23 protein-coding genes and 1 pseudogene are annotated in these 22,975 nt (G+C 57.0%); 7 read left to right on the top strand and 17 right to left on the bottom strand.

Annotated elements, in window-relative coordinates:
* Positions 1-5 precede the first annotated feature (5 nt).
* The 9 genes from F4V58_RS01005 to F4V58_RS12405 all read right to left on the bottom strand — a co-directional run bounded on the left by F4V58_RS01005 (position 6) and on the right by F4V58_RS12405 (position 8,565).
* Positions 6-1,265, bottom strand: coding sequence for a DUF4135 domain-containing protein (locus F4V58_RS01005; protein ID WP_169833288.1), 1,260 nt, complete (start codon positions 1,263-1,265; stop codon positions 6-8).
* A 107-nt stretch (positions 1,266-1,372) separates the two neighbouring features.
* Positions 1,373-2,167, bottom strand: coding sequence for a hypothetical protein (locus F4V58_RS01000; RefSeq protein ID WP_075732592.1), 795 nt, complete (start codon positions 2,165-2,167; stop codon positions 1,373-1,375).
* Positions 2,164-3,084, bottom strand: coding sequence for an ATP-binding cassette domain-containing protein (locus F4V58_RS00995; RefSeq protein WP_075732590.1), 921 nt, complete (start codon positions 3,082-3,084; stop codon positions 2,164-2,166). The genes F4V58_RS01000 and F4V58_RS00995 overlap by 4 nt, the downstream gene beginning before the upstream one ends.
* Before the next feature lie 18 nt (positions 3,085-3,102).
* A complete protein-coding gene (locus tag F4V58_RS00990; RefSeq protein WP_075732588.1) occupies positions 3,103-5,217 on the bottom strand; it encodes a peptidase domain-containing ABC transporter in 2,115 nt (704 codons plus the stop codon).
* Positions 5,204-7,597 (bottom strand): DUF4135 domain-containing protein, encoded by a 2,394-nt coding sequence (locus F4V58_RS00985; protein WP_170252482.1) that lies wholly within the window; start codon positions 7,595-7,597, stop codon positions 5,204-5,206. The genes F4V58_RS00990 and F4V58_RS00985 overlap by 14 nt, the downstream gene beginning before the upstream one ends.
* A 200-nt stretch (positions 7,598-7,797) precedes the next feature.
* A complete protein-coding gene (locus tag F4V58_RS13000) occupies positions 7,798-7,953 on the bottom strand; it encodes a class II lanthipeptide, LchA2/BrtA2 family (protein WP_211272762.1) in 156 nt (51 codons plus the stop codon).
* Positions 7,954-7,985: 32 nt separating this feature from the next.
* Positions 7,986-8,150: a lichenicidin alpha family lanthipeptide gene (locus F4V58_RS12995; protein ID WP_084559628.1), complete on the bottom strand. Its 165-nt coding sequence runs from the start codon at positions 8,148-8,150 to the stop codon at positions 7,986-7,988.
* A 63-nt stretch (positions 8,151-8,213) separates the two neighbouring features.
* Positions 8,214-8,381, bottom strand: a complete 168-nt coding sequence (locus F4V58_RS12410; RefSeq protein ID WP_157105746.1) for a hypothetical protein — start codon at positions 8,379-8,381, stop codon at positions 8,214-8,216.
* 16 nt (positions 8,382-8,397) lie between these two features.
* Positions 8,398-8,565 carry a class II lanthipeptide, LchA2/BrtA2 family gene (locus F4V58_RS12405; protein WP_169833286.1) on the bottom strand — a complete coding sequence of 56 codons (168 nt, stop codon included), beginning with the start codon at positions 8,563-8,565 and terminating at the stop codon, positions 8,398-8,400.
* 434 nt (positions 8,566-8,999) lie between these two features.
* On the opposite strand from F4V58_RS12405, the gene F4V58_RS00975 reads away from it, so the two are divergent.
* From F4V58_RS00975 to F4V58_RS12800, 3 genes and pseudogenes are all read left to right on the top strand, one after another.
* Complete coding sequence (locus tag F4V58_RS00975; protein WP_084559627.1) at positions 9,000-10,259, top strand: MFS transporter; 1,260 nt, start codon at positions 9,000-9,002, stop codon at positions 10,257-10,259.
* A gap of 371 nt (positions 10,260-10,630) precedes the next feature.
* Positions 10,631-10,846: a hypothetical protein gene (locus F4V58_RS00970; RefSeq protein WP_075732584.1), complete on the top strand. Its 216-nt coding sequence runs from the start codon at positions 10,631-10,633 to the stop codon at positions 10,844-10,846.
* A 252-nt stretch (positions 10,847-11,098) separates the two neighbouring features.
* Positions 11,099-11,248: pseudogene (locus tag F4V58_RS12800) on the top strand (type IV toxin-antitoxin system AbiEi family antitoxin domain-containing protein); the annotation flags it as partial.
* A gap of 225 nt (positions 11,249-11,473) precedes the next feature.
* Here the strand turns inward: F4V58_RS12800 and F4V58_RS12795 are convergent.
* Complete coding sequence (locus F4V58_RS12795) at positions 11,474-11,767, bottom strand: hypothetical protein (protein ID WP_249041138.1); 294 nt, start codon at positions 11,765-11,767, stop codon at positions 11,474-11,476.
* Between the two features lie 399 nt (positions 11,768-12,166).
* Here F4V58_RS12795 and thiC point away from each other — a divergent pair, with 399 nt between their 5' ends.
* Entirely contained in the window at positions 12,167-13,888 is a 1,722-nt protein-coding gene (gene thiC, locus F4V58_RS00960) for a phosphomethylpyrimidine synthase ThiC (RefSeq protein ID WP_075732580.1), read from the top strand.
* 803 nt (positions 13,889-14,691) lie between these two features.
* On the opposite strand, the gene F4V58_RS00955 is transcribed toward thiC, so the two are convergent.
* The 3 genes from F4V58_RS00955 to F4V58_RS00945 all read right to left on the bottom strand — a co-directional run bounded on the left by F4V58_RS00955 (position 14,692) and on the right by F4V58_RS00945 (position 17,964).
* Entirely contained in the window at positions 14,692-16,047 is a 1,356-nt protein-coding gene (locus tag F4V58_RS00955; RefSeq protein ID WP_075732578.1) for a dicarboxylate/amino acid:cation symporter, read from the bottom strand.
* 93 nt (positions 16,048-16,140) lie between these two features.
* The gene (locus F4V58_RS00950; protein ID WP_075736341.1) at positions 16,141-17,241 is read right to left on the bottom strand and encodes a YihY/virulence factor BrkB family protein; all 1,101 of its coding nucleotides are present in this window, start codon (positions 17,239-17,241) and stop codon (positions 16,141-16,143) included.
* Positions 17,242-17,607: 366 nt separating this feature from the next.
* Positions 17,608-17,964, bottom strand: coding sequence for a zinc ribbon domain-containing protein YjdM (locus tag F4V58_RS00945; RefSeq protein ID WP_075736339.1), 357 nt, complete (start codon positions 17,962-17,964; stop codon positions 17,608-17,610).
* Positions 17,965-18,001: 37 nt separating this feature from the next.
* Between F4V58_RS00945 and F4V58_RS00940 the strand changes: the two genes are divergently transcribed.
* On the top strand, positions 18,002-18,463 hold the full coding sequence (locus F4V58_RS00940; protein WP_075732576.1) for an S-ribosylhomocysteine lyase: 462 nt from the start codon (positions 18,002-18,004) through the stop codon (positions 18,461-18,463).
* A 76-nt stretch (positions 18,464-18,539) separates the two neighbouring features.
* On the opposite strand, the gene F4V58_RS00935 is transcribed toward F4V58_RS00940, so the two are convergent.
* Complete coding sequence (locus F4V58_RS00935) at positions 18,540-19,589, bottom strand: UDP-N-acetylmuramate dehydrogenase (protein ID WP_075732574.1); 1,050 nt, start codon at positions 19,587-19,589, stop codon at positions 18,540-18,542.
* Positions 19,590-19,613: 24 nt separating this feature from the next.
* Here F4V58_RS00935 and F4V58_RS00930 point away from each other — a divergent pair, with 24 nt between their 5' ends.
* Together F4V58_RS00930 and F4V58_RS00925 are read left to right on the top strand one after the other, a co-directional pair.
* Entirely contained in the window at positions 19,614-20,105 is a 492-nt protein-coding gene (locus tag F4V58_RS00930; RefSeq protein ID WP_075732572.1) for a DUF2505 domain-containing protein, read from the top strand.
* A gap of 192 nt (positions 20,106-20,297) precedes the next feature.
* Positions 20,298-21,146: an LmeA family phospholipid-binding protein gene (locus tag F4V58_RS00925; protein ID WP_075732570.1), complete on the top strand. Its 849-nt coding sequence runs from the start codon at positions 20,298-20,300 to the stop codon at positions 21,144-21,146.
* Between the two features lie 48 nt (positions 21,147-21,194).
* On the opposite strand, the gene F4V58_RS12640 is transcribed toward F4V58_RS00925, so the two are convergent.
* From F4V58_RS12640 to F4V58_RS00910, 3 genes are all read right to left on the bottom strand, one after another.
* On the bottom strand, positions 21,195-21,830 hold the full coding sequence (locus F4V58_RS12640; protein WP_211272761.1) for a hypothetical protein: 636 nt from the start codon (positions 21,828-21,830) through the stop codon (positions 21,195-21,197).
* A gap of 21 nt (positions 21,831-21,851) precedes the next feature.
* Complete coding sequence (locus F4V58_RS00915; RefSeq protein WP_075732568.1) at positions 21,852-22,157, bottom strand: DUF2516 family protein; 306 nt, start codon at positions 22,155-22,157, stop codon at positions 21,852-21,854.
* Between the two features lie 240 nt (positions 22,158-22,397).
* Positions 22,398-22,952, bottom strand: coding sequence for a hypothetical protein (locus F4V58_RS00910; protein WP_075732566.1), 555 nt, complete (start codon positions 22,950-22,952; stop codon positions 22,398-22,400).
* Positions 22,953-22,975: the final 23 nt, after the last annotated feature.

Here is a 22,975-nt window from a genome sequence, read left to right as displayed (position 1 = left end):
GGTACCTAAAATCCTTCCAGATCCGTGAGCAGAGCTATGACATCGTGTGTGAGCAAAGCTATGACATTGTTCGTTAGCAAGGATATGACATTACACAGCAAACGTAAGATCTGCGCATACCGATATGTAGGCGTCAGGATCACTCGTGAAGCGATTCGCGCGTCAGGGTTCGTTGGTTCCAGAAGTAAAGATAGAACAGCCTCTTTGTGCTGGAGAATTTTGTCGCGGCATTCATCAACGCCTTCTACAAATGCCTTTGCTAAAGGAGTTAACAATGCTGGGTCAGAAGGAAGATGAATACCGTCATCAATAGCTGGCGCGCTATAATCCCAGGATGTTACGACTGTTCCATCGTCACTAGCGCTAAGAACCGGCCTTGGAAAAGGCGTTCGCCCGTTAGGCGGTGGGGAATTGAGCAACATGCCAACTTCTATCGATTCCGGGCCACCAGAACCTATCCGGCGTGGTAATACCCCCACTCCTAGCACTGATTCAGACCACCGGCGTTCATTTTCACTGTTCCAATAAGCAGACATGGGCTGCAGAAAAGTCTCAGAATCAACTAAGGTTAGGGTGCCCGACGGAATGATTATATTACCGCGGTGAAAATCAACAGCTCTTAAAGCCCATCCGAGAGCCAATAACGCCCCTGTGTCCCTCATTATGGACGGTTGCGCTGATGCTGGGCCAGTTGGCGATTGGAGGTACGCATACCAGGAGTGATCGTCATCGCTTAAAATCGGCACAGTGGTGTGCACGTTTGATAACCCACAGCATTGAATAATGCGTCCTATTAAAGACTCGAGTTCTCCAGAGCTGGGGCGAAGAATCCATGAATGACCACCTTTGGTATGCATGGACATGACGCTTCGGTGCCCGCCATGGTAATCGCCCAAACCAGGACGCACTTCGTTCAGGTCTGTTGGCTGCACACCCAGCTTACGCGCATCGTTTAGCCACCAGGACTGTGCTTCTGCAAGTGCATGATATAAATTATCAGCCACAATCGTTGCACGTAAAGCTACTACATCCTTACTACCTGGCTGACCCGCCAACACCCACCGGCGAAGAAGCTGACCGCCTTCCGACAACCACGCACTCTCCCAGGCTTTAGCAAAGGGATCACTTAACCTTGGGAGCTCCGGTGACTGCGCGACTGCTTGGCCCAGGGCACGGACTACTGTTAATGCGTCAGTAGCAGGTGCAGCTTGAAGCGCCGACAACACAGCGTGATACGCCGAAGAAGAACGATAGCTATCGTGCAACTCGGATCCTCGCCGTGCATAACTAGCGTAGGCGCTGTCCGACCAACTTTTACTGGCACTAAGTTTAGTTTGCAGTAGCCTCAAGAAATCAGACATATTTTATTGACCTAGCTACTTAAATCTAGGGTTTCTTTGCGGCGTAGCCACACACCAACTACAGCGAGGATAAGACTAAGGAGCAGGAAATAGACTAAACCCATTGGTGCGGGCCAAGGAAGCTGAAGCTCCTTATCACCTTGGTACCAAGCAAGCGCATTGACAAAGGGCAGGAATTCACGCAACCAAGCTAAGGAACCTTCACTGGGGAACATGCCCTCCCCAACAAAAGGCCAGAACACTACTACGGAAATGGCGTAGCCGATGTTGTTGCAGATCAATGCCCACCCAGCGGTAAACCAGGTTACGCCAACAGCAAATCCCACCATTTGAACCAAGACCGTTCCCACCTCACCGGGAGTGCCAATCAAGGACGAAGAATCATGACCCAGCATCTCAACGACAACCACCGCAGCTACGGTAGAAACCAGTACCGTTACCACGGCAAACACCACCGACCACGCTGTCAGATGCACCAGCGTGGCTATAGACAACACCGACCTGCGTGGCTGAACTAGCACACGCATATTCCAAAACCCCTTAGTCTTGGAATTTAGTAACACTAAAACCGACCACACCATAAGGCCAGAGAACCCTATTTGGGCTAAACCGCCCGCAGGAACGCGGGGATTGGTAGCTGCCTCCGTGGGGTCTTGGTAGGCTATGGTGATATACGCGTTGAACACACCCCACGCAACGCTGCCCAGGAAGGTCAGCAACAAAACAGAGTTGCCTACGCTGTCTGTGCGCATTTTGGTCATCTCTGACTTCATCTGGCGGGTAAAACCTGTAGATTGAGCGCTCATCGAATACTGTCCTTTCCATTAACAAGAGCCTGAAAGCTCTCTTCTAAACTTCCCTTCTTCGGCACCAAGTAGCTCAAGTCCGCGCCACACCGGCGGGCGGCCTGGGACACCAGCTTGGGTTCCACGGGCACGCTCACCACATCGCCAGGCAGACTCTCAGCCTCTACACCAAGCTCCTGAACAATCTCTGCCCACCGATCCGAGGCAAACTCTGTGCAAATCTCAACCTCTCCGCCAAAGTCTGCCAACGGGCCTTCCCACATCACCTCGCCATGCGCGAGCACCACCAAGTCATCGCAGATATCCTCCGCGTCCCTCAGAAGGTGACTAGACAACAACACGGTCCCACCGTTGTCGCGATGTTTGACCAACAACTCTCTCATCCAGGCCATACCTAAAGGATCCAGGCCATTAACCGGCTCATCCAATATGAGCAGCTCTGGGTCCCCCAACAAAGCTGCCGCGATACCGCAACGCTGCCTCATGCCCAATGAAAACCCTTTGACCAAACGGTCAGCTGCCGATGACAGTCCGCAAAGCTCAATGACTTCCTCCACACGGGCAGAATCAATGCCAGCCGATTGAGCCAAGATCTTGAGGTTATTTCTCGCTGAACGCCCTGCGTCAAGCCATTCCGCACTAAGGAAAGTCCCCACCCGGAAAATCGGGTCAGACATATCGGTATAACGTTGCCCGAAGACTTCCGCATCTCCGGAAGATTGCTCCAACAAGCCACAAACAATGGATAACAGCGTAGATTTACCAGCCCCGTTGGGCCCCGCCAGCAGCGTTATGCGCCCACGACGAACACCAAAGGACACATCCTTTACAATGTCTTTTTTGCCGGCCGTCAAAGTGACTCCTCTGATTTCAATAGCCGCCTCCGGCGCTACCGAAATCGCGCGTCCACTAGTCATTTGATATCTCCTTTCAATTTATTTCTTGGAACCAGTTCTACATTCAACGTGTGCGCGGTTTCCCTCAAGAGTAATGACAATTCCTGATTCCTCTATCATGGCGGGCCTGTGCGCAGCTGCGATTATCGTAAACCCTAGATGGCTAAGGTTTTCAATAATGGCATGTTCGGTCGGGACGTCAACGGCACTGGTTGCCTCATCAAGCAGAAGAACCCTCGGTCTCCCAAGAATCGCTCGCGCCAGCGCCACACGTTGCCTTTGACCTCCTGACAAACCCAGGCCCATGTCACCGACGGGAGTCGAAAGCTGCAAAGGCATATCCCTCACCTCGTCTGCTAAACAGACTGCTTCCAACGCTTCCCAAATTTCGGCATCGACAACATCACGCCCGATAGAAATCGCTTCGCGCAGCGTCCCGGAAAAAAGGTAAGTTTCTTGCGGGACAAAACCAATTATCTGGGCACGGCTCTCAGGCGCAATCTCAGCGATATTCACATCATCTACTCGGACTTCTCCTCTCACTGGATTTGTTAACCCCGCCATACAGCGAAGAAGAGTAGACTTTCCGGCTCCCGATGCCCCTTGCAGGACCGCTACGGCCCCCGCAGGAACCGTAAACGAAATGTCATCCACGATGGGGGTTTGCGTACCGTCGTAGCCAATTGCAGTCTCCTTCACTTCCATAGATAGTGGTTCCACTCCCCGCGGTAGCTTGACCGCACCTTGCTTATCTTGCGGCATCCACAACACCTCATCTAGTCGCTCTACTGATGGCGCTAGTTGAGCTAGCCCAGCGGAACCCGCGAATATTTGGGTGATAGACGACACGATGATAGATCCCACCCCGCCGGCCGCGACAATGGAGCCTAGCTCCACGGGGCTGCCGTTAGCTACGGCCCAAACCAGCGGGATGAGGGGAGCAGTCATAGTCAGTAGGGAACTCAGCGTGCCCAGGACTCCTTGCCAACAGTGGGTTATGTACTCAAAGTGCAAACTCCGTTGGTTGAAACGTTCCCACCGGCGCAGCACGTATGGCTGAGCAGCAGCCATTTTTAACACCCCAAAGGACAAAATTGCCTGCAATTGTTCAGAAGTTCCCTTCGAAGCTGCTAAAACTTCCCGAGCACTCTCCCGTGCTATCTGGCGTGAAATGAAGGAATAAACTGGCAAAAGCGACAGAATAATCGCAAGCATCACCAACGCTGCCCCCAGCCAGACGGTTGCCACACCAATGAGAAGAACACCAATGAGTAAGACGTTAAAAAGAATACTCGTTACTTGTGTCGCTAGACCTGAAGAAACAACAACAGCAGCGTTAAGCGAGTAAATCAGCTCACCCGGAGAGGACTTTTGTACCGAACCGTATGTAGCGGTCAACAACCTCGAGAACCCGCCCACCTTCAACACATGCGATACTCGCTGATGGATTTTAGCCTCGACGATGCCACGGATAAAAAGTAGCCCTCCATAAAGTAGCGCACCAACAGCAAAAGCAGTAGCTAAGCTCCGGGAGTCCCAGTCTCCAGGTGCGCCCGTCAAATTATTGATCAATTCCCTCGTGACCATAGGCACGACACCGCTCAACAACAAAACCGTCATCGATGCAATGAACAACCCAGAGATCAGGCCGAGATTGCTCCTTAAGCAATCCGCAGCTAAACGTAACGTCGGCGATTGACTTATACGCCTAATCGAGTTTCTAATCCGCGCAGGAACCGCCCTCACGCTGGCGTCCGGAAGTGTCCACCAGGTGCCACTCCATCGGCTTTCAAGCTCTGCGGGCGTTAGGTAAACCGTTCCGTCAACGGGATCCATAATGGTGGCTGATCCGTCCGCCCCAATCCGATCGAATAGAACAAAATGATCCCCGTCCAAGAAACTAAGAACCAATTTCTTCGATACCCGAAAATCATCCCGGCATTCCTCTACTGAACCCGTCCGCTGTTCGGTGAACAACCCGAAATCCAGCAACGCGTGCCGCAAAGCCTTCGAAGACATGCCATCACGTCCAATGGGATATTCTTCACGCAACGCCCGCAGAGGCTTATCCACGCCGTGCCGCTTTAAAATCAAGTAAAGGCACACCAGACCACATTCAGACCGAACACTTGGCGGAACATTACCCCAACGCATGATGTGCCCCTTTCTGAATTGGCGGAAGTAAGGGATGCAGAACGCCAGGCCTTTGCAACGCAAGGATACTGCCGTATCCATTGAGAAAGCCAGGGTCTTCTTTCACGTCAGGATGTGCCAGGAAGTATCCACCACCTGCACGGATCCTGCGTTCAACAGCTTCACGAACTATCATCGCTTGGGTTCCGGCCGTTGCGTGGCCACAAGCACAGAGAAGTTCTAGAACACCTATGACTCCCGCCAAGCCATGACAGAAAGACAGGTCAACCGGGTCCGGCTGTGATAGGAGTTCGCCGGTGATGTTAGCGACCGACTCGACGTAGCGGTCAGCGTGGCTCCTGGACAAAAATCCACCAGCTGCCAAAGCCGCAATGATGCCAGTGGCACCTCTACACCAAGCCAACTGCTCAAAGTTTTCCGCAACGGTCAGACGCTCTACAAGCTCCGCTGCCAGCCGGGGCGCCAATTCATCCCCCACAGCCACGGCCGCAGCCAACAAGCCTGCCTTTCCATGCGCCAAACCATCGCCTTCCTCCACGGCAGCACCCGAGAGGAGTTCAAAGATTTCTGGTGATCTCCACGCCTGGGGAATGTGGGCAAGAAATCCCAAAAGTCCCGTTAGGTAGTCCCCTGAAGAACCTTCCTGTAGAAGTCCCGGTACATCCTCAACCCAGCGTTGATGGCGTTCATCGCTAAACCCACTAATAACGCATGCGGAGGTGGAGGGCCCCCACGCATGCCAACGCAACCTGGCGGAGTCAGGCCAATGTGCGGTAACCGCCAACGCGTCTTGGGTCTTGCCTACTGCATAAGCAGTACCAAGTGACCCAACTAAGGATGCCCCACCGGTCACCAGACGTAAACGTTCCTGCGAAGATGAATCAACCCAAAGCCACTGAGGTACATCACTTGCTTGGGTATCCAGAAGATACTGGCGCAAATCACCAATCTTGGGAGACTTGGCCTCACTATCCAGGGTGCAATCATTGATATTAAGCGCACTGCGGATTTGTTCCGTACTCAAATTTAACAGCCACTTAATGCGGCCCGCCAGATTCAAACCGTCGTAGTAAGGAAGGGAATCTACTTTGATGCTGAATCCGCTGTCGTCGCGGATATGACAACAATCTTCGCTATCAATGAACAAGCCAAAGTAGGGTACGTCTCCTTCTTCAAGCTGACTTATCTCCCTATCTGCCACGACATCAGCAATCGAAGCAATCGAATTTGCCCGCCGGCTGTTAGCTTTAAGCAAACGGTACGGGGAAGGTGACTTCCCAGCCAAGTGCATTGGATCCGAAGCCGCTGTGAGCAAAGCGAAGTAAACGTTTGTCCCCCTGACAACCTGCCTGAAAGACTTTCCACGAACCAACTCAGTGATACTCCGGCATAGGTCCGGCGTATTTTTTAGCCGGCAAATAGCGTCGGCTAATCCTTCGCCTATCAACGAGCGCTTGGTTTCAGCACTAACCCGGTCCTCTTCTTCACCCAGCGAAGCCACCTTCAATATCTTGGTGATCCTCTGTACACTGACTGCATCAGAGTCGGGATCTGTCACCGCAAAAGACATGTAGCTCTGCTCGAGGCTAGGCCCCAGCCCCTGCCCTCCGGACAAACCGCCGTAGGCAATGAGCAATGGAGACCCCAAAGTAGTGGGCACCAGGCCGCTAGAAAATAGCTCCCACGTACCAATTTCTCCACCCAGACTAGGCCGCAGTTGTACAGCCGTTTCTCCATCAACGATGACGGGACAGTTGTTCGGACCAGGGCGTACATTATCGGCATGGAGATCAGTGGTCCCTAGTAAAGAACACACCGCCACAACCTTCCCACACCGCCGCAGGTATAACTCTGGATCACTGATGCGACTGTGAGGAATAAATTCATGCCATGAGTGCTGACCCCGCGTTAAAGTTCGAGCATTAAATCTCTCCCCTTCCTCAGCCACGAAGTTAAAAACAGCACTCAGCAGGGCTTCGCCATCCGCAGGCCGGGGCTTATAGATTAGCCTTCCCGTGTCCGCCCCGCTACGCCAATCAACAGCCACGGCGCCCTTGCCCCCGTGGTGAGTCTCATCAAAAAGAAAATCCCAGCCCACAACTTCACTATGGGCGGGGATTAACCCGCTATCAATTAGGGCTCGAAGATCCTCAGACCAATGAGACAGAACCTCCTCGGCGAAAGAAGCGGTAAGCTCAACGAATTTGTCACTCAAAGCCTGCAATGTTGGAAAAGACGCGCCAAGATACTCCACGTATTCTTCCGTGTTTCCCCACGACTGCTTGTACCTTCCTAAAGCGAGGTCACTACCAGAATCCGCCTTGTGACCTTGAGCTTTCCGCCAGGTATGAAAATCAAACACCTGGGAACGTTCCGCCATGTCCGCGACTCGCGTAGCCACGTTCTCGCACACGGACGCTCTCAAGACCAACGGAACAATTCCAGTTGCCGCTAAACGCTGTTCACAACGGAGCTTATAAAAGGAGCGATAACCCCACATACTATCTTTCCGTTCTCAACAGATCCTCCCGACGGAAATAATTCCGACGGGAGGATGTTTACAGGTAAATTTGATCAAAGTTAGCACTTGCTAGTGCATTTAGTCGTCGGACAAATTGCAGCAGAAACAGTGATCGTTACGGGGACGGTGGTCGGATGAGTTCCTCCGACTTCGCCAGTATCTTGATCGATGAAATCACGAAGCTCTTCCTCCGTGTAATTCGCAACATGCACCATCGTCCTTATCCTCCTTTAGTTTGGGTGAATTTTTAGTTACAGTTGATCATACATTCTTTAGTGAGCGTACAGTATTTACCTTCATTACCCAGAAAGTTGCTGAGACCCATTTCCGTAGGCTCACCGATGTATAACATCCTTAGCTCGTCTTCCAATTGAGCGAAAAGCTGATCGCGCTCTTTGGTTTGCGCCTGCATGATTTAATCACTCTCCATTCGAGATCGGGCTGTCCGGAAGCTTTAAACTGCTGACCGGACGCATTATTTCCGTTCGTACTTTTTTTCAGCGAAGTAGGCAGCGAAAGCAGCCACATAAGAAATCGAGGCCACTACGGCCATGTCAAGAGATGTCACACCCAACAGCAAGAACACTGAAAAGAAGAAGACAATTAGGGTGGCGAACCATTCCGACTTGGTGCCTTTAAACATTAGAACAGTCCTTTCCTTAACACCGGTCAGTACAGTTTGTGGTGGGGCAAAACATCAACGACATCACACATACTGCCGTTGCAACCAAAGGGTGCGTTGCGCCATTGACTCCCTCTTCAGCATCAATCATCACGCGAAGCTCGTCCTCGCGATAGTTATCCACTATGTCGGTGTAGTTGCTCATGACCTTTCCTCTCCATAGACATCAGAATCAAAATTGAATTAATGTCCCGTCGCTGACTGTGGAATCAACCAATCCAACAACATAGACCTTTACACTCAAGGCGTACTTCAAATCTACGTTGAAACAGAGTCTAGTCAGGAGGGGCAGAAAATCAAGCACCTCCAAAGAAATTTTTAAACTCTCAATTTATTAAGGTAACTTAGCTGCAGAAACCCGTTCGCCTTAACCGAATCCTCAAGCAGTAACTCCATAGGCTAACCACTTATGGGGGTAAGGTTCCGCTTTTTCAAAAATTTCTGGCGGCCTTTGGGACTATCCACAGCCCCGCAAAGGAAATACATCGAAAGACCCGTGCCAACTGGTCCTGATTACAAGTCCTCCGAAAGTTAATTCGCCGATTATGGCGGATACTGCGAGGGCCCTAGGCTCTTAGTATGGCCACCACACAAAAGCGTACGTTCCACCCCGTTGCACTGCTGACAGGGGCGGAGTTTTGGGGAGCCATCGGCTTACAGATTGCGCTTTTCGTTGCGCCGCTTATCGCGCTCAAGATTTTCGATGCCACCCCCATGCACATCGCCGCCCTCAACCTCACCGAGTCCGCCGCCGCCCTAGTCTTTGGCCTGGCGGTAGCCGGGTTCGTAGGCAAACTGGGCGGAGCGCGCGCGATTACCTTCGCCAACGCACTCAGGGTGCTCAGCTGCACCATAGTGGCGGTATCGCTCTACACCCAGCCCTCACTGTGGATCTTGTTCATCGCGCTGTTTCTCCTGGGCATTGCCTCCTTACTCAACGAAGCCGGGGTCAACACCGCCGTGGTGGAATTCGTAGGCCGGGACGGTAAATCGCTCAACCGCGCCAACTCCTTACTGCGCACCTCGGGCGTGCTCTCCGAGCTGGGCGGTATCGGCCTCGGCGGCCTGGTAGTCAGCCTACTGACGTTCGCCACCACCATGTGGGTGGGCTCATTCAGCTTTGCCGTTGCCCTGGTCCTCTCCCTAATGGTGTGGCTGGCAGCCCCCACCAAGGCCCGCCCCGCCCCGGAGCCTTGCGAAACCGACACCGTCCGCCCCTCCTTCAACGGCCTGCGGTTTATCTGGAACAACGACTTCCTCAAACGCCTGACACTCACGTCCTTCCACTTCAACTTCTTTAGCTCAATCTTCCAAGCCGTATTCATCATCTACTGCGTCCGCGTGCTAGATTTCGAGCCCTGGGCACTGGCAGTAGTGGGGGTTGCGGGCGGCATCGGCGGTTTAGTGGGCGCGGCGCTAGCCAGCACACCTTTCGCGGAAACGCACGCCAAAAGGCTGTACTGCCTGGCAATAACCTTGCCCGGCGTGAGCATACTGATCATGCTAGCAGCGCAGCTGTTTAGCAACGTACCCGCGCGCATCACGCTGGTCGCGCTGCCCGATTTTGCCTTTGGGCTGTGCATGGTGCTGTGCATCGTGCTGTTTAACACCGCCAAGCAGCAAAGCTCACCAGATTCCATGGTGGGCGATATCGCGGCCACCGAGCGCACCATCGCACTAGGCGGCGAGGTCCCCGGGTTCCTGCTAGGCGGTGCCATTGCTACCGTCATCTCCGTGCAATATTCCATGGCCGCGGCCGTGGTGGGTATCCTGTTTTCCGCGGTGTGGATGCTGCGGCTGAAACACTGGCCGGAAACCCCTGCACCTGTGGTCGCATAGAGGTACGTCAGTACTGTCTATACCGAGCGGCTTTTAGGGTATGGAATCTCCCTCTACCGGGACAGTCCGGCATAATAATGAACACCCGCATTCGCCATTGGGGCACATGACCCCAAATGCATTTGCGGACCAATGGAAGAAAGAAAACGAGATGGAAACCGCTCAAGTACCAGGAGCCTAATTCCTAGCCCACTCCAGTCCCACAATCGGATGGGTTCTCCGGTGCTGACTTCAGGAGTCAAACAGTCGCCACAATCAATGGCGGGATTTGTTCGGGGGACAAGGGGTTGATAAAAACCGGTGCCCCGTATTCTTGATCCCAACATTTTCAAAACCCTTGGCTAGACCGCGTAGATGTGAAAGGGAAAACTATGAAGGGACAAGAGCAAGAAACCCGCAACTACAGCATTTTTGGTTTTGTAGTAACTTTCTTCGCCACCTTGATAATCGCTAGATTGGTGACCGACCTCGTGCTGCAGGGCTCATTGATTCATAAGGAATCATGGACCTCCCCGGAAGCGTGGATCGTGCCCATTGGCTTTGCCCTGATCGGGTGTTTTGCCTACTGGTACCGCAATAAAACTTAACCCTCCGCAGAGGAAACCCTGGGACTAGAGCAGGTGGAGGTCAAGGGGTGTGGCCGCAGGTGGCTTGGCGGTGACATCCTTGCTTGCACTCCGTTGCGGATTCTCGCCCGCCCATTCGAGCCTATCGCAGGCTGCGTTGCGGTCGCTCCCTACAGCGACCTGCCGAGGAACTAGGGGAGCCGCAAGTAATTCTTGTGGCAAAATTTTGCCGCCTCATGGATCAAAAAATATCTATTTGGTACTTTTTGATCCATGAAGGGTAAAGAGGTAATGGAAATCATCGGCGATTTGGCCTCCCAGCAGTGGGGCTTAGTCACCTCAGCCCAGGCAAAGAGCAACGGAGTTGATCTTCCGTCCCTACGCAGACTGGAAAAGCGTGGTGTCTTTGTCCGCATCCGGCATGGCGTCTACTCCAGTGCTACTACCCCGCTGTCTCCTGAGCTAGAACTCAAAGCCCAGTGGCTCGCATTACGACCCGAATTGATGGCTGCTGACCGGACCGGAGATCCGGCTTTAGCCGCTGAAGCTGTCGTCTCACACACAACCGCTGCGGAGATGTGGGGAATCGGTGATCTGTGGCCAGACGGAATCCACTTCACCGTGAGGAACCGGCGGCGGAGCCGGCACTCAGATGTCCGCTTCCACCTCGCTAAATTGATCAACGCGGACTGGACTTTTCACCCTCAAACCGAACTGCCCGTAACTACCGTTTCCCGTACTCTTGCCGACCTTGCGCAGGCTGACCACGAGGTTGACCACCTCCTTGGTCTTATCGCTGACGCGGGTAGCAAATCTTTGCTCGATGAACAGGATCTGTTGGACGCGCTCGCCGGCCATGAGGATGCCCTCGGGGTTGCTCAAGGAGACCGAACAGGGCTTAGAAACCTGTTGCGCGACTATTTTCCTCGAGTACCGGGGCATTTAACAAACCCTCGCAGTTGTTGATGAGGTGCTTGTTCCAACAAGTCGTTCTCCACATAGAAGTTCGCTAAGACCCCTCCCCCACCACCGGGCTCACCGGCATTCCGCACAGCTTCATCACCCGTGAACATGAAGCTGGAAGAAAACCACCCCTGACCCGGCTTGTGGGGTAATCCCGCGCGTGGCTCCCACGCTTGCACTCGCTTGGTTACGCCCAAACTCCAGATTTCGCGCGTATCACTTGCTAGGGTTAAACCCAGTGGCCACCGGCCACGCTGACCAACAATCAACCACGGGAGCGCAAACCCCGGAACCATGCGCTGAGAGGACTTCGAGGCCCGAAGTCGACCGTAGAACCTGACCGGGTAATGCCGGCGAAGGAAGGAAAGTGTCATCCCCATGACTACACGCGTATCAAAAACCAAGAAAGACCGCGCGGCTGCGCCCAAGCAAGGCGAGCTCACCCTTGGCCCCATCTACCGCAGCCACAAGGTCTACAACGAGGTGGAACACACCAACACCGACGGCTCCACCACCACCCTGCGCGTCCCGGCGCGCGCCATCGAGCTGACAACCGGTGAGGAGTTCGAGGTCTACGACACCTCCGGAATCTACACCGAGGAAGGCCTAGACCTGGACTTAGAGCAGGGCCTGGAGAAGCTGCGCGACGGGTGGGAGAAACCGGAACCGGCGGCGGCATCGGCGGCTAAGCCGGATCTGAAGGTGCAAACGCAGCTGGCGTGGGCCCGGGCGGGCATCGTCACGCCGGAGATGACCTACATCGCGCACCGCGAAGGCTTCACGCCGGAGGAAGTGCGGGAGGAAGTCGCCGCCGGGCGCGCCGTGATTTGCGCCAACCACAAGCACCCGGAGATTGAGCCGATGATCATCGGTAAGAAGTTTGCGGTGAAGATTAACGCGAACATCGGCAACTCTGCGGTGACCTCTTCCATCGCGGAGGAGGTGGAGAAGATGGTGTGGGCCACCCGCTGGGGTGCAGACACCATCATGGACCTGTCCACGGGCGACAACATCCACGAAACGCGCGAATGGATCATGCGCAACTCCCCCGTGCCGGTGGGCACAGTGCCCATCTACCAGGCGCTGGAGAAAGTCAACGGAGATCCCACCAAGCTCACGTGGGAGGTCTTCCGCGACACCGTCATTGAGCAGTGCGAGCAGGGCGTGGATTACATGACCGTGCACGCCGGCGTGCTGCTGCGTTACGTGCCGCTGGCCGCGGACCGTGTCACGGGGATTGTCTCGCGCGGCGGTTCCATCATGGCCGCGTGGTGCTTGAAGGAACATAAGGAGTCCTTCCTCTACACCCACTTTGCGGAGCTGTGTGAGATTCTGGCCAAGTATGACGTGACGTTCTCTTTGGGTGATGGCCTGCGGCCGGGCTCCATCGCGGACGCCAATGATGAGGCCCAGCTGGCGGAGCTGCGCACCCTAGGTGAACTCACCCGCATTGCGCATGACTACGGCGTGCAGGTCATGATTGAGGGCCCAGGGCACGTGCCCATGCATAAGGTAGCCATCAACGTCGAATGGGAAGAGGAGTGGTGCGACGAGGCCCCGTTCTACACGCTCGGCCCACTGACCACGGATATTGCGCCGGGCTATGACCACATCACCTCTGCTATTGGCGCAGCGATCATTGGCCAGGCAGGCACGGCCATGCTCTGCTACGTCACGCCCAAGGAGCACCTGGGGCTGCCCAACCGGGATGACGTCAAGACCGGCGTTATCACGTATAAGATTGCCGCCCACGCAGCGGACCTGGGCAAGGGTCACCCGCGCGCGCAAGAACGTGACGATGCCCTCTCCAAAGCACGCTTCGAATTCCGCTGGCATGACCAGTTCTCTTTGTCCCTGGATCCGGAGACGGCCATTGACTTTCACGATGAGACGCTGCCGGCGGAGCCGGCTAAGACCGCGCACTTTTGCTCCATGTGTGGGCCTAAGTTCTGCTCCATGCGTATTTCCCAGGACGTGAAGGATTACGCGGCGGAGCACGGGTTGGATTCGGTGGAGGCCATTGAGGCCGGGATGGCGGAGAAATCCGAGGAGTTCGCCGACGCCGGCGGGAAGGTGTACTTGCCCATCAGCGAGGTCTAGCCGTCCACGTGGCCGAGTGCTGCGTGGCCCCGGTGCCGGCGGGGTCTAGGGGCCGGCGCCCCACGCGCGTTGCCGCCGCAACCAACAGGCTATGCGCGCCGGGCAGGGGTGCCCGCCCCGCGCCCCACGTGCGTTGCCGCCGAAACTCGAGTCTAACCCTTGGATTTTCCCGTCGGATTTGGCAACAACGCAGGTTTTTCCGCTGCGACTCAGAAATCACAACCGCACTTTCCAGGGGCCGGCGGGGTCCAGGGGCCGGCGGGGTCGAGTGCTGCGCGGGGCCGGCACCCCACGTGCGTTGCCGCCAAAACTCGGGCCTACCCCTTGGATTTTCCCCTCGGATTTGGCAGCAACGCAGGTTTTTGCGCTGCGGCTCAGAAATCACAACCGCACTTTCCAAGGCGCGGGGCCGGCGGGGTCCAGGGGCCGGCGCGGTGCGGGGGCCGGCGCCCCACGTGCGTTGCCGCCAAAACTCGGGCCTAACCCTTGGATTTTCCCCTCGGATTTGGCAACAACGCAGGTTTTTGCGCTGCGGCTCAGAAATCACAACCGCACTTTCCAAGGCGCGGGGCCGTCGGGGTCCAGGGGCCGGCGCCCCGCGAGCGTTGCCGCCGCAATCAACAGGCTATGCGCGTCGGGCAGGGGTGCCCGCCCCGCGCCACGCGTGCGTTGCCGCCGAAACTCGGGCCTAACCCTTGGATTTTCCCGTCGGATTTGGCAACAACGCAGGTTTTTGCGCTGCGGGGATGAAAACCACAACACCCCGCGCACTTTCACGGTGCGCGGGGTGCAAGGTTTATTGCTTAAGAAACGTGTGCCGGGACGCGGGTCGCGGAGGTTTCGTTGATGTCAAAGGCGGCGGGGGCGTTGAAGGTGTCCTCGTCGAGGATGCCTTCGCGCTTGGCCACAATCACGGTGGTGAGGTTTTGGCCGGTGACGTTGACGGCGGTGCGGCCCATGTCAATGATGGGCTCGACGGCCAGGAGCAGGCCCACGCCTTCTAGCGGGAGTCCCAGGGTGGACAGCGTAAGCGTCAGCATGACGGTGGCACCGGTGGTCCCGGCGGTGGCGGCGGAGCCGATGACCGAGACGAAGATAATCAGCAGGTAGTGCGTGATGTTAAGGTCCACGCCGTAGAACTGGGCCACGAAGATGGCGGCCACGGCCGGGTAGACGGCGGCGCAGCCGTCCATCTTGGTGGTTGCGCCCAGCGGGATGGCAAAGGAGGCGTAGGAGCGGGGAACGCCCATCTCGCGCTCGGCGACCTGCTGGTTCATGGGCATAACGCCCATGGAGGAGCGGGAGACAAAGCCCAGGGAGGTAACGGGCCAGACCTTGGTGAAAAAGTGCCGGATGGAAATCCGGTGCGCTGCCAGCACGGCAGGGTAGATGACCAGCAGAACCAGCGCCAAGCCGGCGTGGAGGGCTAGCACGAACTTGCCCAAGCTGCCGATGGCGTCCCAGCCGTAGCTGGCCACCGCGTTAGCGATAAGCGCGGCGGTACCAATGGGTGCCAGGCGGATGATCCACCAGAGGATAACCTGGATGACCTGCAGGAGGGACTCGTTGAATTGGAGGAAGGGCTCGGCGGCTTTGCCGGCCTTGATGGCGGCAATGCCTAGTGCCATGGCAATGACTATGAGTTGGAGGGCGTTGAAGCCCAGGGCGATGTTATCGCCGCGCACGGAGGCCTCAATGCCTAGGAAGTTGCCCGGGATAACCGAGTTGATAAAGCCCAGCCAGGAGCCGGTGCCGCCGGGGGCAGCTGCGGTGGCGGGGTCCACGCCGGCGTTGAGGCCGGGCTTGATAACTAGGGCCACTAGGATGCCCGCCAGCACGGAGAAGAAGGCGGTAATGGCAAACCACACGATGGTCTGCCCGGCCAGGCGCGCGGCGTTATTGACCTGGCGGAGGTTGGCAATGGAGGTAATGACCGCGGTGAGGATAAGCGGGGCAATCATCAGCTTGAGCAGCTTGACGTAGGTGGAGCCTATCCAGGAGGCGGTGGCGGTGAGCCAAGAGGCGTCATCGGCGGCAAGGCCGGCATCTAAGTTCTTGGCCACTAGGCCAAGGATGACACCGACTATAAGGCCCAGGGTGACTTGTGCGCCAAAGCCGGTGAGCCAGCCCGGGGAGGTACGGGAAGTTTTTTGTGACATGTGGTTAACCTTTGTTCTCTAACAGTAGGAACCACAGGATATACCAGAATTACTAGACCGCACAACCTATCCGGTCTATTAAAATCATACCGCTTAGTCTATTTCTGCAATCTCTAAGCTCTCCTCCTCCAGCTCCCGCTGATGTTTGGCCAGGGCCTGGGCGGAGGCATCGGAACGCGGGGGTGCCTGAATATAGCGCTGGGACTCTATACCCATCTGCAATTCCCGCGCGCGCAGGATCTCCGCGTCAATCTTTATCCCCAACACCAGGCCCGTGTTACCCAGCCACAACACCACCAACAGCGCCATCAACGTGCTGATAGCTCCGTACGCGGACGCGCCCGCCAGGTACTTGATATACAGCGCCAGCAGCGTCCACGCGCCCGCGCCCACGCCCAGCGCCACCACGGCCCCCAAAGACAACCATCGGAACCGCAGCGGCTTAACGTTGGGCGCAAAATGGTAGAGCACCGCTATGAGCACCAGCAACACCGCGATGGTAAACGGCAAGCGCACCCAGGACCACACGGGCAGGAACACCCCGATGAGGAAATCCGCCACCCTTTCTAGACCAAGGGGTTCAGCAATCGGGTCGATGACCCCGGTAATGATGGTGTCGCGCAGCAAGTTGGAGAAAATAACCAACACCGACCCCACAATCAACCCAATGGTCAACACCCACATCATCATCCACGTGCGGATGAGACTGCGCCCCTCACTGCGGCCGTAGACCACGTTGGCCGTCCGGGAAAACGCCCGCACGTAACCCGAGGCGGCAAACAGTGAAATAAGCAGACTGATAAGCAGCGCGATGGTGCTTTCGGTCCGGGAGCTAATAATGGAGTCAACTATGGTGTGCGCCTGCGGGGCCAACTCCCCCGGAACGTAGGAGTCAATGAAATTGCCCGTCATGGAGCGCACCTGCCCCTTGCGGGTGGAAAAGACCATCACCGCAATCGAGTAGGCCGCCAGCACGGTGGGCGCAAACGCCATGAGCGTGAAGTAGGTCAGCGTAGCGGCGCGGTCCATCAAGGCGTCGAAGAAAAAGTCCTTGAATACGCGTTTTACCACCAGCTTCCAGGAGCGCGGGCGCAGCCAGTTGGACCAGCGCAGCGGGTCCTGATCTTGAGAATAACCCTCTACCGAGATCACCTTATTGCGGTCGAGGGAAACAATTTTGCCGGAGTCAGCCATAGCTTTGAGTTTAATCAAAAAAGCCACCAACGCTGCGGTCATTTCCGCCCAAGTTGAACCACAAAGCCCCGGCGCGGAAAGACTTTACTTCCCTACAGGAACATATGTTTTCCGTTCGTAACCACACTGGCAGGAAACGCCCAGCCAAGTTTCATTGGTATATCAGCAACGTGGCCCATACTCTTGTTATGCGCTTTTGAGAGGGCGCAGATGAGAGAGATAGAGATAACCCCTCTGGCGGGGCAGGTGGCCTGAGAAACCACCTGATAGCCAGATCCTTTTGGGAGAGATAGAGACGCCTACCGCCCCGGACCGTTTATTCGGCCGGGGCGGTAGGCGTTTTAAAACACGGTTTTTAGCGGGCGGTTAGGCCTTGCGGACTACCGCCGGCTTGAGCGACATGGCGCCAAAGCCGTCAATCTTGCAGTCAATGTTGTGGTCTTCTGGGCCGGTGCCGGCGTCGAAATTCAGGCGGATGTTGCGCACCTTAGTCCCGGACTTCAGCGGCTGCTGCGCGCCCTTGACCTTGACGGTGGTGGTGACGGTGACCGAATCGCCATCGGCAAGTTCGTTGCCCACGGAGTCCACAATCTTTGCCGCCGCGGGCTCTGCGGTGGATTCCAAAGTGAATTCATGCGCGCACTCCGGGCACACGATTAGCGGCGGCATTTCATAGGTGTATTCGCTTGAGCACTCTGGGCAAGCTGGAAGGGTATCAGTCATGGCAATTAAATTACCGCATAGCGCTAGGATTGTGGGCATGACTAAAAAGATGAACGTAGAATCCTTCAACCTGGACCACCGCCTGGTTAAGGCACCGTACGTGCGCGTGGCGGACCGCAAGCAGTTGGCCGGCGGGGATGAACTTATCAAGTATGACGTGCGCTTTTCCCAGCCTAACCAGGAGCACCTGGATATGAAGACGGTGCATTCCATTGAGCACATGATGGCGGAAATGCTGCGCAATCACACGGACAAGCTGGTGGATTTTGGCCCCATGGGTTGCCAGACCGGCTTTTATGCGCTGACCAACGGCATTGAGCCGGCGGACTTCTACCCCATTCTGGAGGCGGGCTTAAAGGACCTGCTGGACGCCGGTGAGGTCCCCGCCGCGAATGAGGAGCAGTGCGGCTGGGGCGCCAACCACTCCCTGGAGGGCGCTAAGGACGCCGTGCGCGCGTTTTTGGCCAAGCGGGATGAGTGGGAAGAGGTCATGGCTTAGGAGCCAACCTGCCAAATCTGGGGCAGTTTGGGGGCCGGGAGGCCGCAGATTTGGCAGGTTTGCACGCTGTGGTGGCCTAGAAGCCCAACCAGATGGGCTCCGGCTCCAGCTCCACGCCAAACTCACGCCTGACGCCGGACTGGATGTCGCGCGCTAAGTTGACGATGTCCCCCGCAGTGGCACCGCCCCTATTAGTCAGCGCCAAGGTGTGCTTGGTAGACAGCGTGGCCGGCCCTTCCCCGGGGTATCCCTTGGGGAACCCGGCGCGCTCAATGAGCCAGGCGGCGGACAACTTCTCCTTAGCCCCGGCCGGGTGGCGGGGCATGGGCTCGCCTACTTTCGCGGCAATCTCATCCGCCAGCGCGGGCTCAACGATGGGGTTGGTGAAAAAGGAACCTGCGGACCAGGTGTCATGATCGCCTGCGTCTAAGACCATGCCCTTGCCCCGGCGCAGGGCCAGGACCTCCGCGCGGACTTGGGCGGCCGGGCGGCGCTCACCCGGGGTGTTGGTGAGCTGCCCAAAGCGCAAGGGCGCGGAGAGCCCATCCGGGGTGAGCTGGAATTCCACCGCCAGCACCACGCCCCGGCCGGTGAATTTCAGGTTGGAATACCGGTAGCTAAGCTCCAGCGCGCTGGCAGGCACCCACTCCGCCCGGCCCGTGGCCTTATCGAACAGGTGCACGCGGGTGAGCACGTCCGCGATTTCCACGCCGTAGGCGCCCACGTTTTGCACCGGCACCGCGCCCACGTGCCCCGGAATGCCGGATAGGCACTCCAGGCCGCCCAGCCCGGCGTCTACCGTGGCGCGCACCAGCTCATCCCACACCACTCCGGCGCTGGCGGTCACTAGCCCGCCGCCTGCTATCTGGATGGTGGCAAAGTCAAGGCGCACCACCGTCACCGGCTGGGGGTCATCTGCCACCAGAAGGTTAGATCCGCCGCCCACAACCAGGTAATTGGCCCCGGCCGCGGTTAGTTCGCTGAGGGCTGCCACGGCGGCATCGGCGGTAGCGCAATGCACCGTTCGCGCTGGCCTGCCCCCCACGCGGAAGGTGGTCAGCTCCGCAAAGGTGGTGTTATGTTCCACGGAAACGTCAGGAATTTGGGTTAAAAGTTCATCCAGCATGTATCTAACGGTAGTCTGTATTACATGTCTACACGTAGCGAAAACACCGTAACTATCAACCAGCCCGCCGCCAAGGTGCATGAGGCCTTCAATTCCCAGGCTTACTGGGAGCACATTGTTGCCAACCTTTCCCCTGAGCCCGGTGAGGTCAATGAGTTTGAAACCGGCAAAGCCGTCCTCTTTGAAGTCATGCCCACCTCCCTCCTTCCCGAGGCCGTGCGCGCCATGGTCTCCCAGGCGCTCAAGGTCAAGCGCGTAGTCACCATCAGTGAGCTTGCCGGTGACAGCTTCACCGCCAACTCTGAGGCTGACGTCAAGGGCACCCCCGTGGATTTCAAGGCGGACATTGCCTACCAGGGCACCGGTGAGTCCACCACGGCCACCTATGTCTCTGAGGTGTCCGTCAACATCCCGCTCATGGGCGCAGCCATTGAGCCCAAGGTGGCCGAAGCCCTAGGGGAAATCTACGAAAATGAGGCCAAGCTCACCGAAGAGTGGATTGCCGCTAACCTCTAACGCACTCAACCACCAGCACTAAAAACCCAACCCCCCAAAGAGGCCGGCCCCCGCTACTAGAAAGACACCAGCACCCGGGCCGGCCTTTTGGGGTCTACCTTCTCAGAAACTGCTGGCACCGGCCGCCGCCAGAATGACACTCCTAGCGGGAGAGTTGGCGGATTGATCAAATTACGGGCACGATGGATCACTATGGCTGCTAAAAAATCTGCTGCATCAACAGCATGGAAAGTGTTCCTTGGCGTATTTCTCACCGTTATTGCCGTTGCCCTGTTAGCCGAGTTCGGCTTGCGCTGGTTCCTGTCTTCACAGATGACCAAGCAATTTGCGGCGCACAGCGTTAGCCACACCGAAGGGGATGGCGCAACCGGAGCGGACCCCGCTAGCGAAGAATCTGCCAAACCTGACGTGAGCTTTGGCGCTTTCCCGCTGACGCTGGGCATGCTGACCGGGGAGATCCCCCAGATGCACATTTCCACGCCCTCCACCTTGAGCATCAAGGACGGCGTCATCTCCGGCCAACCGGCCGCGGAGGTAGACGTTAAGGGCATGAAACTAAGCAAAGAGCCCGTGGCGCGCGAGTTGGTGACCACCGCCTCCCTTCCGGAGGAGTTCCTTTTGGCCACTATCCAGCGGGGTATTGCCCAACAGTCCGGTTATGACGCTCTAGGTGACGTGGTTATCACGGAGATTGCTACCAATAGCGCCAGCGAGTCAGTAGATATTGATTTTGCCGGTGGCCTGTTCAAGCTCACCTTGGTCCCGGAGGCCCGTGACGGGCAGCTGACTTTCACCGCCACCAGCTCTAAGGTGCTGGCGTGGGAGTTGCCGGAAGAGGTAACGCAGCAGATTTCCTCCGCCTTGACTGCGGGTATGCAAAGCCAGCTGGCCGGCCAGTCTGACCTCCGATTCGATGACATCACCGTTTTAGACGGTGAGCTGAAGATGACGCTTAGCGGCCGCAACATCAATCTCAACGAGATGGGCCAGCAGTACGGCGAACTAGGCGCTGCAGTGCAAGAAAACACTCCCGATGCCTAGTGCCCGGCACCCAGCCAGGTGCCGCGCCACCCCGCTAACCCGCGCCCGTTAGGCGCGAAGCGCCACGTAAGCAGCCCCGCCTTCCAGCTGGGCTATTACGTCCGCGCCTTCACCGGCCAGCGCAACGGCCTCTACCGGCCACGCAGCCCCCGCAGGTTCCCCGCTCGCAGCGGGAACGATCACCCGTTCAAAGCCGGCCTTGGCCGCGCAATCAGCTAAAGCCCGGGCGCTCACCGGGCAGTTGCTTCCCAGCGCGGGCGGTAGGATGTGTCCTAGTGCTTGGGGCACAATGAGCCCCAACCGCGCGGGATAGGGGCACGCGTCCCGGACGGTGATGAGCTCCGCCAGGTGTGCGTTTAAGTCCGTATTGCCGCCATCGACGCACACCCACACTTCTACCGCGCCTGTTTGCACCGCCAGCCGGGCCTCAGCGGCCTTGACCAGCGTGTGATGGCGCCCTGTGGGGTAGCCCGCCACTGCGATAACCTCCGGGGCACTCAGGGGCTCCGCCGGGCAACCGGGCGCCGGCTCTCCTCCCGCAGTACCGTCCTTATCCACGACTTGGCTCAGTCCCAGCGTGGTGGCAATGTGCGGCGGGGCCACCACCACGCGGGTGGGCGCAGAAGGAAAGCTATCCACCTGCCAGGAGTACGTGCGGGTGGATAGCCATTGTTCATCATTCATTGCTTTTACCAGGAGTGGCGGTTACCAGGAGGAGTTTCCGTTGACAATGTTTTGCAGCTGCGGGCGAACATCAAACCAGTAGACGCCGATGACTACCGCTCCCACCCAAGCCAGGAAGTCAAACCCTACGGGAATAACTAACACGGCGGACGATGCCGCCAACATCAGCGCCCAGTTAGTGCGCGATTGGCGCCCAGCGGCTTCAAATGCGTCACTGCGAGTGGACAGCACCGTGATAACGCCCAATGCCCCGGCTAGACCCACCAGGCAATAAACCGCTACATAAAGCCAGTTCACACTCATTATGATGATTCCTATGGTGCTCATAATCCAAAGTCTACTTTCTCAAAGTCCGCAGGATACATCAGCATCCACGTCCGCATACATCTAACAGTCAAAGCCAGCCACTAGGGCAGCTTCATAAATTATTAGGCTACCGCCCTAAGCGCACGGCAAGCAACAGCTCAAGCGCACCGCAAGCAACAGCTACTGCAACGCCCCTGGGGCCGGCGGGAATCCCCGCCCCTACCACCGCCGGGCGCACAGGTAGGTACCTTAAAGCCCCAGCTACTTGTTGTCAGTGTGGGGGTGCTCATTGTCCACGGAGATTACTTCACCGTCGACAATGTCTGCCTCATCGGTTGCGCCCGCATTCGCGGAACCAGTTTGGGTGTGAGGCTTCTTCGCAGCAGCCTTTTCGTTGAGCTGCTCGCGGATATCAGCCACTGCCTTGGTGACCTCTTCCTTTGCCTCCGCGAAGGTGTCATCCTTGGCGGTTTTCTCAGCTGCGCGGGCTACGCCACCAATCACAGTTCCGGCCAAGTCCTTGCCGTGGGCAACCAAGGAGTCAGCGCCCGAGCCAGCAGCACCGTCAGCAGCGGCAGTACCAGCAGCGGTCCCAGCAGCACCGTCAGCAGCGGCAGTACCAGCAGAAGTACCAGCAGAAGTGCCAGCAGAAGTACCAGCAGCATCATTCTTCCGACGGGAAGCCTTCACGGATTCCTTGGTTTCCTTGACTTTCTCTTTGACCGGAGCGGATTCCTCCCGGAGGTTTCCCGCAAAAGTCTTAGCTACCTTAAACGCAGAGATACCGGCTTGCTTGACAGAGTTAAAAATAGACATTGTTTTTCCTTTGACCTAGTGGA

The sequence above is a fragment of the Corynebacterium phocae genome, assembly GCF_008693075.1.
In the GTDB taxonomy this organism is placed as follows: Bacteria; Actinomycetota; Actinomycetes; order Mycobacteriales; family Mycobacteriaceae; genus Corynebacterium; species Corynebacterium phocae.
Note: the sequence above shows the minus strand (reverse complement) of the source record. Positions and strands in the feature narration are given on the sequence as shown.